This window comes from Psychrobacter sp. 1U1 (assembly GCF_051847535.1).
Taxonomy (GTDB): Bacteria; Pseudomonadota; Gammaproteobacteria; order Pseudomonadales; family Moraxellaceae; genus Psychrobacter; species Psychrobacter saeujeotis.
Genome location: NZ_JBPYDD010000001.1, coordinates 189,819 through 202,710, shown reverse-complemented (window position 1 = coordinate 202,710; position 12,892 = coordinate 189,819). Strand labels below are relative to the sequence as shown.

Below are 12,892 nucleotides of genomic sequence, written 5' to 3'. Positions count from 1 at the left end.
TTAATGCATTGGGTGGACGCACGCTTTCCTGCGACCGAAACCTATGAATACCACATGTCAAAGTACTATGCGCCAAAGAATTTTAACTTTTGGTACTTTTTTGGCGTATTGTCAATGGTGGTATTGGTCAACCAATTGGTGACCGGTATTTGGCTTACGATGATGTACAACCCAAGTGCTGAAGGCGCGTTTGCGTCTGTTGAATATATCATGCGTGATGTGAAAGGCGGTTGGCTTATTCGCTATATGCATTCGACTGGTGCTTCAGCCTTCTTCGTTGTAGTCTACTTGCATATGTTCCGTGCCTTGCTTTATGGTTCATACCAAAAGCCTCGTGAGCTTATTTGGCTGATCGGGATGGGGATTTATTTGGCGTTGATGGCTGAAGGTTTCTTCGGTTACCTACTGCCTTGGGGCAACATGTCATTTTGGGGTGCACAGGTTATCTTAAACCTTCCTGCCGCGCTTCCTGTGATTGGTGATGGCCTTGCTGAATGGGTTCGTGGTGATTATATTATCTCAGGTATCACGTTAAACCGTTTCTTTGCGCTACACGTCGTTGCTATTCCTCTAGTACTTGTGGGATTAGTCTTTATGCATATCGTTGCCTTGCATCATGTGGGTTCAAACAACCCAGACGGTATCGATATTAAAAAGCTTAAAGATAAAAATGGTGTACCATTAGATGGTATTGAGTTCCATCCTTATTACACCGTGCATGACATGATCGGTATTGTTGTCTTCTTTATCTGTTTCTTTGCTGTAGTGTTCTTTTTCCCAGAAGGCGGCGGTTTCTTCCTAGAGCCACCAAACTTTGAAACAGCGAATTCACTAAAAACACCTGAACATATTGCACCTGTATGGTATTACACGCCCTTTTATGCAATCTTACGTGCTGTTCCAAATAAACTTGGCGGTGTTATTGCAATGGGTGGTGCAATTGCCGTGCTATTCTTAATACCATGGCTTGATAGATCACCAGTACGCTCTATACGTTATAAAGGTATCTTGTCTAAGATTGCATTAACTGTGTTTGCTATTAGCTTCATTGTACTGGGTTATTTAGGTGCTACGCCTGCGACACCAACTGCAACTATCATGGCCCGTGTCTTTACAATCTTGTATTTCTTGTTTTTCTTGTTGATGCCGATTTACACTGCTATCGAGAAGTGTAAACAGCCACCAGAACGTGTTACCGGAGGTCACTAATGAACACGCTAACAAAATCCTTAACAGGTTTAGGCTTAGGCGCGGCATTGACCTTGACTGCTGGTACGGCACTGGCAGCAGGCGGCGGCGGATGCGGGACTTTTGTCAATGCCGAAGGCGTTGAAGAACACTTAGCCTGTAGTACAGCACCTATTGATTTTACCAATAAGGGCTCGCTACAAAACGGTGCAAAAATATTTATGAACTACTGTGCAGGGTGTCATTCTGCACAGTACGTTCGTCATTCACGTATTGCTAAAGATCTTGAAATACCGCCTGAACTTGTAGAAAAGTACTTGATGGTAACCACTGACCAAATCGGTGATCATATCAATGCTGAAATTGATCCTGAGATTCAAGCGTCATGGTTTGGTGCTGCACCACCAGATTTAACGCTTGAAACCAGACTGCGTGGTGATGATTGGGTTTATACATACTTACTATCGTTTTATGAAGATCCTAGCCGTCCTTGGGGGGCTAACAACTTAGTACTGGCAAATGCGGCCATGCCTCATGTATTGCATAATATGCAAGAAGAGTTAAGTGCTGAAGAATTCGAATCTGAAGTCGGTGACTTGGTGAATTTTATGGCATGGATGGCTGAACCTGCCCGTCATGACCGTCAAGTAATTGGTTTTTTTGTCATCTTATTCTTATTGGTACTACTCATTCCAGTTTACTTGCTTAATAAAGAGTTTTGGAAAGACGTAAAATAATAATATAAGTAGATGTTAAAGATGTAGAAATTCAGTATAAACTAGGCACTACTTAGGTAGTGCCTTTTTTGCATTGTTTTAAAGTTGAATAAAATCTATCTTAGAAATAAAATAGACTTGCTGTGACCACATAAACTCTACCAGTATATAATGTTTACGCACGCTACCTTGATAAACAGGGTAACTTTGTTTACGATGACACCCTCAACTATTAACATTAGGCTCTCATGATTGATGCGAATGACATTCCGAGTAGTCAGCTGATTTTATATGCTGATGATGGCTACGACAGTCATGTGGTACGCCTGTTGCTTGAAGAAAAAAAGCTTGATTATTATTTGTCACGTCTACACTCAGAGCGCCCTGAAGACCTTACTGAACTGAACCCTTATCATACATTGCCTGTGTTACAGCAGCGCGAAATCTCACTATATGAGATAAACGTGATTTTTGAGTATTTAGAAGAGCGTTATCATGCAAATAAACTGTTGCCTGATACGCCTCAAGAACGTGCGCAGTTTCGTCAGTTAGCATGGCGTATTCAACATGATTGGTTAGTGCTTGGTAAACGCTTGCTTAAACATCCAGATAGCTTTAACAAAACGCAAGCAGCCTCAGCAAAAAAACAGCTGACCGATTCATTAATTACCCTATCACCACTATTTGCTCATAAATCATACTTTATGTCAGATGAATTTGGATGGTGTGATGTGCTGTTGGCGCCTTTATTATGGCGACTTGACGAGATGGGTATCGAGCTACCACGTGCGATTAGTCGTCCTTTACTAGACTATCAAACGCGGCTTTTTGAGCGTAATAGCTTTCAAAAAAGTGTTCGCTAATTAGATAACTTTATATAGCTGTCCTAGAATAGCAACTGACCCAGTATAAGCTAAGTAAGTTTATCCTTATCCGTTAGCTAAAAGCCATATAAAATTACTTTATTAATCAAAAACCAAAAAATATAGGAAACCATCAGATGAGCGAAACCACGTCTATTACCCCAACTCGTCCCTATATGGTGCGTGCGCTATATCAATGGATAGAGGACAACGCCCTGACACCATATTTAATGGTTGATGCCACTGCCAAAAACGTGCAAATACCAACCGAACACGTACAGGATGGCCGTATCGTGCTTAATATCGCTAGCCGCGCTACTGGTAATATGAGTATGGAGAATGATTATATTCACTTTAGTGCACGTTTTGGCGGAGTATCGCAAGAGATTTGGGTGCCACTACCTGCCGTCATGGGTATCTATGCCAAAGAAAACTCACAAGGTATGTTTTTTGACCCGAGCGAATATGAAAATTATGATCCTGAAGAAGACTCTGTAGGTACGTCTAAAAAGAGCACAGCTACCGAGTCCAAGCCAAAACGTGATAATAAAGCGGGTTTGAAAGTCTTAAAATAGTAAATAGACAATAAAAAAGCTGGGCGTATTAAATACGCCCAGCTTTTTTATTGTCTATTTAAAGTTTTACAACCTCAATCAAGTTCTCGGTAATGTCACACCGCGCTGACCTTGATATTTACCGCCACGATCTTTATAGCTGGTCTCGCAGACATCATCTGCATCACTTTGGAAAAACAACATTTGTGCCACACCTTCCCCCGCATAAATACGTGCAGGTAAATTGGTAGTATTACTAAACTCTAAAGTGACGTGCCCTTCCCACTCAGGCTCAAGCGGCGTCACGTTGACGATGATACCGCAGCGTGCATAAGTCGATTTACCAAGACATATAGTCAATACATCACGTGGAATACGAAAATATTCCATCGTACGTGCTAATGCAAAAGAATTTGGCGGAATAATACACTCATCACCAACAATGTCGATAAAGCTTTTTTCATCGAAATTTTTAGGGTCAACGACTACCGAATGGACGTTAGTAAAGACCTTAAATTCAGGTGCACAGCGCACGTCATAACCATAGCTTGAAGTACCGTAACTAACCAGACGCTCACCTGCATCATTAAAGCGTACTTGACCCGCCTCATATGGCTCGATCATACCATGTTCTTCAGCCATTTTACGAATCCAGCGGTCAGACTTGATAGACATTGTTATTCCTCAAAATTTTTAATAGCGACGATTATACGGAATTGATAGATCAATTTATAGAGTAATCACAAAATTGCTTAAGCTGGCTTTTTTAAACCTACTTAAGTTAATTGTCGGTTAAAATATACGCTTATCATCGACAGGTTTAGCAAACTTACTAATATTGGCTTCAATGTTCTTAGCAATGTTCAGATAATAGGATGCGAACTCATCATTAGCTAAAACGCTTGGCTCACCTTTATCCACTTGCGCACGAATACCGCTGGCGAGTGGCAGCTGACCTAATAGCGGCACGTGATATTGCTCAGCGATAAGCTCACCGCCTCCAATACCAAAGATGGCTTCGGTATGATGACAGTTGCTACAAGTATGCAATGCCATATTTTCAACCACACCAAGTACTGGAATACTGGTTTTGTTGAACATCTCAACACCTTTTTGCGCGTCAAGTAAGGCAATATGCTGCGGCGTCGTTACAATCACTGCGCCAGTCACCGGAATACGCTGTGCAAGCGTCAGCTGAATATCACCCGTACCTGGCGGCATATCAATGACCAAATAGTCTAGCTGTGGCCAGTTGGTTTGGTTATATAGCTGCATGAGCGCACCCGTGGCTTTTGGTCCGCGCCAAGCGACAGGTGTATTATCACTATCAAGTAAGCTACCTATAGATAGCATCGCTAAGCCATGCGCGTCAACAGGAACAAACTGCTCATTTTCTAGTTGCGGTTTTACATCAGCAACGCCCAGCATCGTTGGCATACTAGGCCCATAAATATCAGCATCAAGCACACCAACACGGTTACCAAGCTCTTTTAAAGCCAAGGCAATATTAACGGTGGTGGTTGATTTACCGACGCCGCCTTTGCCTGACGCTACTACGATAATATGTCGAATACGCGGATGTGCTGCTAGTGAAGCTTGAGTTGGCGCCGCTTTCGTTATGGGTGGTTCGCTGTCTGTATGTGACTGTACGCTTGACTTATCTTGCTTAGCCATTGCATCGGTCGTCTTTGGCATCTGTTTCGGTAAGCTTGCTCCGTCACCTTTTGCTGGTGCAGGCAGGCGCACATTCATATGGATCGTTTGGATACCATGCGGATGCAGCAGTTGTCCAAGCTCTTGCTGAATGGTTTCAGGATCACTATCTTGTGGCAACCGTAAGTCTAAGGTTAGCTGGTTACCGCTGCGCTCAAGCCCTGTTATCATGGTAGCAATGCTAACAGTACCTACTTCATAGCCCAGTAGTACTTTATCTACTGCACTATCACGTTCTGCCTGTTGCTTGGGAGTCTCAGGTTTTTCTGACGTTATTTTTTTTATAAAGTTAAACATAGCTACTATTACTGCCTATAAAAGTGGGTGGACATGGTAAAAGAGCTCAGTTAACAATGCTATAAATATGAAAAACCAGATAGTCTATGAGCTTTTTAGCCAAACCTTTTATCGTGACAGTGTAGCTCAATTACAAGGATAAAAAAACCACAACGCTAATCGCACAAGGCCCTGTACAATCTGTTTTTTCTGCCTTTTAACTTAAATACTGGTGTCGATGATTGTGGTATCTATATTTACCTTGTTAAATGGACAAAAATTGTGAAGCAATAAAGAGGTAGATCAGCACACCTGAGGCGTCACACACTGAGGTAATCAAAGGTGCACTCGCAGTAGCAGGGTCAAACCCTAGTTTATTGAGCACAAAAGGAAGGCTCATACCAATCACACAGCCGATCATAACCACGGACATCATACTAAGCGCAAGCACTAGTGATACCACAGCATCACCGCGTATGTAACCGATGATAGAGATAGCCACTGCCATCGTAGCACCAAGCATGAGCGCGACCAGAGCTTCTCGGGCCAGTAGTGAAAACCAGTCTCGCATGACCACATCTCCAGTCGCTAGAGCGCGCACCATTAAGGTCGCAGACTGCGATCCGGCGTTACCACCACTATCTACCAGTAATGGCAAGAAAAACACCAATACCAGATTGGCTGCAATGACCTCTTCAAAATTTGAGATGCTTAATCCTGATAGTAAGTTCCCAAATACTAAAAACACCAACCAAAACACGCGCTTACGATATAGCACCCGAATGCTAACATCTTTGAGCTTGCCTACCATAGTTGAGATGCCGCCTGACTTATGAAAGTCATCAGTGGCTTCATCACTTGCAACGTCCATTGCATCATCATGGGTAACAATGCCTACCAAAGCACCACTATTATCGATGATTGGCAGGGCAATCAAGTCATATCGTGCAATGGTTTTAGCCACTACTTCTTGATCGTCATCGACATGACAGGACACCACAGTACTCATCATCATGTCTGCAATAGCCTGATTAGGCGACGCTAAAATCAATACTCGTAATGACACTACCCCCATTAACCTACGTTCGTCGTCAATTACGTAGGTGTGGTAGATGGTCTCAGCATCCGGTGCTTCCAAACGTAGAGCATGCAAAGCTTCGGCAACCGTCATCTGAGCACTCAAAGTAGCATAGTCTGATGTCATCAAAGCACCAGCCGTGCGCTCTTCATAAGCGGACAGTTTACGAATATCTTCACGCTGCGCCTGTGCCAGTGCTGGAAGTAAAGCATCACGCTGATCTTGGTTTAAATGTTTATATAAGTCAGTGCGTTCATCAGCAGGCATCTCCCCTACCAATGTCGCCATGATATTCCGAGGAAACTCATGCGCCATAGCAACTTGAACATCAGGCTCTAAATAAGAAAAAATGGTGGAGCGATTAGATAGGCGTTCTAATAATTGCCAAGCAAGTTTAGACTCCATAAGTGCGAGCACATCAGCAATATCGATGGGGCGCAAGTCTTGTAATTGATTGACTGACTGCTCAAATTCGTGTTGTTCAGTAGCACAGCTTAATGTCTTTGCTAAGGTCTCTACAACATCTTTGTTATTCATTATTCTTACTCCGAGCGACCTTTAAGCGGTGCAGCAAACAATAATAAAAAAGAGTCAACATCATTGGCTCAAGTCAATAGAAGACAAGATGTTAATGGATTGATTTTTTATTAGCAAGCGATAGTCAATTCAAATTCGTATTGGTATGAATAAACTGGTTTTGGATGAACAAAAAAACCACAATGCCAATAGTACTGGCTTTGTGGTAATCTAAAAATTATTTTCTTATTTATAAATATTCTTATAAATGATGGGAGTAAAAACTTATCTCATGCACCAACCATGACTGGCATTGATAGACTGACCGGTAAATACATTGGTTGGAAAAGCGGCCAAAAACAGTGCCGTTTGCGACACATCTTCGATAGTCGTAAACTCTTTATTAAGCGTATTCGCAAGTAAGATATCGTTGATCACAGCCTCTTCACTGATACCTTTTGCAGTAGCCTGTAGTGGTATTTGCTCATTAACCATTGCCGTTCTGACAAAGCCTGGAGAAATCATATGCGAGCGTACATTATGCGGAGCACCTTCTTTGGCAATGGCGCGGCACAAACCTAGTAATCCGTGCTTTGCAGTAATGTAAGGTGCTTTAAAAAGTGACGCATCATGAGCATGAATTGAACCGATATAGATAATCGTGCCACCTTTATTGTCTTTATACATATATTCTACAGCCGCTTTAGTGGTTAAAAAACCACCATCTAGATGGATAGCTAACAGGTTTTTCCAGTTGTCGAAACTCATTTTATTAATCGGATTAATAAGCTGAATACCTGCGTTTGAGACCAAAATATCAATACCACCAAAGGTATCGACAAGCTGTTTGGTACCACTGTTGACAGCATCTTCAGATCTGACATCCATATTGATTGCCAGCGCTTTACCGCCAGCTTTGGTAATCATATCGACTGTTTCTTGAGCGCCTTCAAGATTAACGTCAGCGACGCCGATCAGAGCACCAGCTTTTGCATAAGTCTCAGCAATGTCACGCCCAATACCAGCAGCTGCACCAGTGATTAAGGCTACCTTGCCTGTCAAATCTTGTTGTACTTGAGTCACCATAGTTTGTCCTTATTATGGGTGGGTATAATAGTAATGGCGAAACGCTACAGTTGTAGCAAGCCTTTAACTAAGCACGCACTCACTGTTTTTGTAGCTCAGTGATAAGCTATGCGCAGTTCCGTTGCACAGTTTTTGTAGCGTTCTGACCCTATTACTTAGGGTTAACACGCATTATGAAGTGTCTCGTATTACGTGGTCTTGAATAAACAACAGCCTTTTGAATGCTGTTATTAGGAAGAGGAGATAACGAATTGTAGAAATTTTTTGTTGTTAATGATGGTTCTTGATCGTACTTATTGAATGTTTTTTGATAGGTAATAATGGTATCAACTCAGAAAAACGAGCATAGATATTGATAATCAATATTATAGCCAGTCGATATAAAATAGATAACCGCTAGCGCTAGAAAATACGCTCGCTCATTTGATACGGATAGTGTTGCCAGTAGAGCTATGTGTAATAGATGAGGATATACAATAGATTGCGATATTACACAGGTTATCGATAAAGAGTTAGATGCTGAATTGGTACTGGAGCAGCGCCATGACGTTGCTGTCACACATTAAAAGCAAAGTGACAACAATGGGCTGTTGGTTATAATTGAATATTATTTATAGAGTGATATGCATTGAATGTCAACTATAAATTTGAACTAAAGATTAAAATATGAATTGCTTAACTATCCCTGTGAATGATCAGCTTATATTATCACTATGATATTAATAGAAAAAAGCCTTAATAACCCTATCTTAATAGCCTTATAGAGCCATCGGGATAAAGTTACAAGGCTTTTTGTTCTGTTTAAAGCAATATAAAGATAAATGTATTTATTCAGAAGATCAGTTCATAAACCAGCCATGACTGGCAACGATAGACTGCCCTGTAAATACGTTACTTGGGAACGCTGCTAAAAATAGCGCTAACTGAGCAATATCCTCGACAGTGGTAAACTCTTTATCGACAGTATTGACTAACATGATATCGTTAACGACTTCCTCTTCGCTGATACCTTTTTCAGCCGCTTGCTCAGGGATTTGTTTTTCGACCAACGGCGTTTTCACAAACCCTGGACATACTACGTGCGAGCGCACGTTATGAGCTGCACCCTCTTTTGCCAATACACGGCACAGCCCAAGCAGACCGTGCTTAGCGGTAACATAAGGTGCTTTATAAAGTGAGGCTTCGTGCGAGTGTACCGAACCCATATAAATGACCGTACCACCTTTGTCTTCTTTATACATATGTTGTACGGCAGCTTTGGTAGTCAAGAACGCCCCGTCCAAATGGATAGCCAGCATTTTTCTCCAGTCATCAAACGCCATTTTACTAATTGGATCAATGATCTGGATACCTGCGTTAGAGACGAGAATATCTATACCACCAAAGGTATCGACTAACTGTTGTACGCCATCATTTACGGCATCTTCTGAGGTGACATCCATAGCAATTGCAAGAGCACGTCCGCCAGCTGATTCTATGGCGTCAACCGTTTGCTGCGCCGCTTCAAGATTGATATCTGCAATACCAACTGCTGCTCCTGCTTTAGCGTAAGTCTCAGCGATATCACGTCCGATACCACTTGCAGAGCCTGTGACTAAGGCTACCTTTCCTGTCAAATCTTGCTGTAATTCGGTCGCCATATTTTGTATTCCTTTGTTAAATAGCTTTTTGAATGCCTGTGCTAGATATATTTATGCACCATAATTACTGAGCAATACTCACAGGCGTTTTCTCTTGCAGCTCATCAAAGCTCACACCGTCTGCAAGCTCAACCAGCTTTAAGCCATTATCAGTGACATCTAATACTGCAAGCTCGGTAATAATACGATCTACTACTCCTTTGCCCGTCAATGGCAACTCGCAATTGGCAAGGATTTTTGGATCACCGTGTTTATTCACTTGTTCCATCAGTACAATCACACGCTGCACGCCAGCAACCAAATCCATGGCACCGCCCATACCTTTGACCATTTTTTTGGGAATCATCCAGTTGGCAAGATCGCCCTGCTCTGAGACTTCCATCGCGCCCAATATTGCCAGATTGACATGACCGCCACGAATCATAGCAAATGACTCCGAACTACCAAAATAACTGGCACCCGGCTCTGCGGTTACTGTTTGTTTACCCGCATTAATCAAGTCAGCATCGACATTTTCAGCAGTTGGAAACTCACCAATACCTAATAGGCCGTTTTCTGATTGTAGCCAAACGTCCATACCTTCAGGAATATAGTTGGCCACTAGGGTTGGCAGACCAATCCCTAGGTTCACATAATAACCATCTTGTAATTCTTTTGCAGCACGCTGTGCCATCTGTTCTCTTGTCCATGCCATGTTACTTTCCTTATTTTTTCACAATACTCTATTATTAATTTTATCTTTTAAATATTTCAATAAAACTTCTCTCTAAGCGCCTTCAACTGCCTTAGTTGTCGTTTTCTCAATACGTTTTTCAGGACTATTATTCAACACAATACGCTGCACAAAGATACCAGGTAGATGCACTTCATCGGGATCAAAAGTGCCTGTCTCTACGATTTCTTCTACTTCGACGATGGTGGTTTTGCCAGCCATTGCACAGTCTGGATTGAAGTTACGAGCAGTTTTGTTGAACATTAAGTTGCCTGACTTATCTGCTTTTTGCGCTTTAATTAGCGCCACATCAGCACGCAATGTATGTTCAAGCACATATGTGCGACCATCAAAATCACGCGTCTCTTTACCTTCTGCGACAAGTGTACCGACACCAGTAGCAGTATAGAACGCAGGAATACCCGCGCCGCCCGACCGTAGCTTTTCAGCCAAGGTACCTTGCGGGGTCAGCTCAACTTCTAATTCGCCTGCTAAGTACTGACGCTCAAACTCTTTGTTTTCACCGACGTAAGATGAGATCATTTTTTTGATTTGACGAGTTTGTAGTAGCAATCCTAAGCCAAAGTCATCAACACCTGCGTTGTTACTGATACAGGTTAAATCTTTAACACCGCTATCACGCAATGCTTCGATCAACGCCTCAGGGATGCCGCATAGACCAAAACCGCCAATAGCAAGAGTTTGGCCGTCACTGACAATACCTTTTAACGCTTCTTCTGCACTACTATATACCTTTGATTGACTCATGGTTGACTCCTATAATTATCTGTTCGTTGATTTATATTCATTACGCATCCGTTCTATTATTGCTTTTAACTGATTCTATTAATTTTGCTAGTCTTTACATTTTGTACATGCTGATATGTCATTCCAGTTATACCACTAACTATACCACCAACCAAAATACACCCATAATAACTGCCCCTGATACGGCAAGCACTATTAGGCAATAACCCATAATAGCTCGAGCATCTAAGCCTGCAATACCCAATAATGGTAATGCCCAAAATGGCTGAATCATATTGGTCCATGCATCGCCCCAAGCTACCGCCATCGCTGTCACTGCTGGATTAACGCCAAGCTCAACGCCAGCAGGTATCATAACAGGCCCTTGTACAGCAAACTGACCGCCGCCTGATGGTACAAAAACGTTAACCAAGCCTGCGCTTAGAAATGCAAAGATGGGAAAGCTGTCTGCTGAGGCAGAATTGACGAAAAATTCGGTAACTTGTGTACTAATAGAGATGCCATTAGCGTTTGCTCCGGTCATGATACCCATGATGCCGCCATAAAACGGAAACAACAATACAATACCAGTGATGCCGCCTATACCTGAGTTTACTGCACGATAATAACGCTCAAGCGTGCCATGCGATAACAACCCGACAAACAAAAATAGCCCAATAACTATATTGAGCCCTAAATTAAAACCATTACTACTAAATTCACTGATATAGTACATCAAAGCCAACGCTAGCAAAACTATAGCGACTACACGGCTGTCATCCAACATTTGTGCTGGAGTATCTCTACGAGGCGACACATAAGCTTCTTTTTTAATGAGCTTGGGGTCGATAACCGTAGGGTTTTTGGGGTGCATAAAACGATTTAGAAGAGGCAAAATTACGACCAGCAAGCCGACGATAAGTAAATTATAACCAGCAAATACCGTCTGTGATAAAGGCACTGCTTCGGTCATGACATTACCCGATAGCGTGAGCAAGGTGTCACCGCCTGAGCTTAGTGTTAGCGGTATCGATCCTGAAAAGCCGCCATGCCAGATAACAAACCCTGAATATGCTGCGGCTACCAATAAGGGATAATCGACATTAGCGACTTTTTTGGCAAGTGACTTGGCAAAAATAGCACCAATAATGAGACCAAATCCCCAGTTTATCCATGAACCAACCAAACCCACCAAGGTCGATACTATGATAGCGGTCGAAGGAGAATGAATACGGCTGGCAATATTATCCAGTAAACGCTGAATGAAGGGTGCACTAGCGAACGCATAGCCTGTCACTAATATGAGGGCCATTTGCATGGCAAAGCTATGTAGCGACCATAATCCATTACCCCAATGTCCAGCCATAGCAATCATATCCTGACCAGTAACGGCAAGACCAACAACAAAGGCAATGAGCGTTAAAATAATTGAGAATACGAACGGAGATGGCAAATAACGGTTAACCAGTTGTACACTGGCGTTGGTTATGGCATTAAACATATCCACATTCCTTGTCGATTTAATGTTTATGATTCAAGTCCGTCATTGGCAAGCTGATGTTTATCAAGTATATATAACACCCTATATATACTAACTATCATATGAACTATTTAACTCAATAACAATAAGTTTTGTATTGATATATCATATACGAAAAACTTATGCTAACTTATCACATTATTCTCTTAGCGACTAGAGAATAAGATTATTAGAGGGATAGCGAGTATTAGAAAGCGAGCTTAAAATACTATGTGTAGGTGAACACCACGTAAATATATCAATACAAACATAAACTTAATATA

At 42.0% G+C, this 12,892-nt stretch carries 12 protein-coding genes; 4 read left to right on the top strand and 8 right to left on the bottom strand.

The window, feature by feature from the left end; genetic code table 11:
• Positions 1-3: 3 nt before the first annotated feature.
• The 4 genes from ACS8FB_RS00860 to ACS8FB_RS00845 all read left to right on the top strand — a co-directional run bounded on the left by ACS8FB_RS00860 (position 4) and on the right by ACS8FB_RS00845 (position 3,342).
• Positions 4-1,209, top strand: coding sequence for a cytochrome b (locus ACS8FB_RS00860; RefSeq protein WP_299217979.1), 1,206 nt, complete (start codon positions 4-6; stop codon positions 1,207-1,209).
• Entirely contained in the window at positions 1,209-1,925 is a 717-nt protein-coding gene (locus ACS8FB_RS00855; protein WP_299216576.1) for a cytochrome c1, read from the top strand. The genes ACS8FB_RS00860 and ACS8FB_RS00855 overlap by 1 nt, the downstream gene beginning before the upstream one ends.
• Before the next feature lie 227 nt (positions 1,926-2,152).
• Positions 2,153-2,767 carry a glutathione S-transferase N-terminal domain-containing protein gene (locus ACS8FB_RS00850; protein ID WP_439260584.1) on the top strand — a complete coding sequence of 205 codons (615 nt, stop codon included), beginning with the start codon at positions 2,153-2,155 and terminating at the stop codon, positions 2,765-2,767.
• Positions 2,768-2,904: 137 nt separating this feature from the next.
• On the top strand, positions 2,905-3,342 hold the full coding sequence (locus ACS8FB_RS00845; protein WP_439260583.1) for a ClpXP protease specificity-enhancing factor: 438 nt from the start codon (positions 2,905-2,907) through the stop codon (positions 3,340-3,342).
• 78 nt (positions 3,343-3,420) lie between these two features.
• Here ACS8FB_RS00845 and dcd read toward each other — a convergent pair whose 3' ends face one another.
• From dcd to ACS8FB_RS00805, 8 genes are all read right to left on the bottom strand, one after another.
• A complete protein-coding gene (dcd, locus tag ACS8FB_RS00840; RefSeq protein ID WP_058369435.1) occupies positions 3,421-3,996 on the bottom strand; it encodes a dCTP deaminase in 576 nt (191 codons plus the stop codon).
• Positions 3,997-4,113: 117 nt separating this feature from the next.
• The gene (gene apbC / locus ACS8FB_RS00835; RefSeq protein ID WP_439260582.1) at positions 4,114-5,331 is read right to left on the bottom strand and encodes an iron-sulfur cluster carrier protein ApbC; all 1,218 of its coding nucleotides are present in this window, start codon (positions 5,329-5,331) and stop codon (positions 4,114-4,116) included.
• A 244-nt stretch (positions 5,332-5,575) separates the two neighbouring features.
• Complete coding sequence (gene mgtE, locus ACS8FB_RS00830; protein WP_439260581.1) at positions 5,576-6,925, bottom strand: magnesium transporter; 1,350 nt, start codon at positions 6,923-6,925, stop codon at positions 5,576-5,578.
• A gap of 264 nt (positions 6,926-7,189) precedes the next feature.
• Entirely contained in the window at positions 7,190-7,990 is an 801-nt protein-coding gene (locus tag ACS8FB_RS00825; RefSeq protein WP_439260580.1) for a 3-hydroxybutyrate dehydrogenase, read from the bottom strand.
• Between the two features lie 839 nt (positions 7,991-8,829).
• A complete protein-coding gene (locus tag ACS8FB_RS00820; protein ID WP_299216597.1) occupies positions 8,830-9,630 on the bottom strand; it encodes a 3-hydroxybutyrate dehydrogenase in 801 nt (266 codons plus the stop codon).
• 64 nt (positions 9,631-9,694) lie between these two features.
• On the bottom strand, positions 9,695-10,324 hold the full coding sequence (locus ACS8FB_RS00815) for a CoA transferase subunit B (RefSeq protein ID WP_058369431.1): 630 nt from the start codon (positions 10,322-10,324) through the stop codon (positions 9,695-9,697).
• 72 nt (positions 10,325-10,396) lie between these two features.
• The gene (locus tag ACS8FB_RS00810) at positions 10,397-11,110 is read right to left on the bottom strand and encodes a CoA transferase subunit A (RefSeq protein ID WP_439260579.1); all 714 of its coding nucleotides are present in this window, start codon (positions 11,108-11,110) and stop codon (positions 10,397-10,399) included.
• A 139-nt stretch (positions 11,111-11,249) separates the two neighbouring features.
• Positions 11,250-12,590, bottom strand: a complete 1,341-nt coding sequence (locus ACS8FB_RS00805) for a short-chain fatty acid transporter (protein WP_439260578.1) — start codon at positions 12,588-12,590, stop codon at positions 11,250-11,252.
• Between the last annotated feature and the right edge of the window lie 302 nt (positions 12,591-12,892).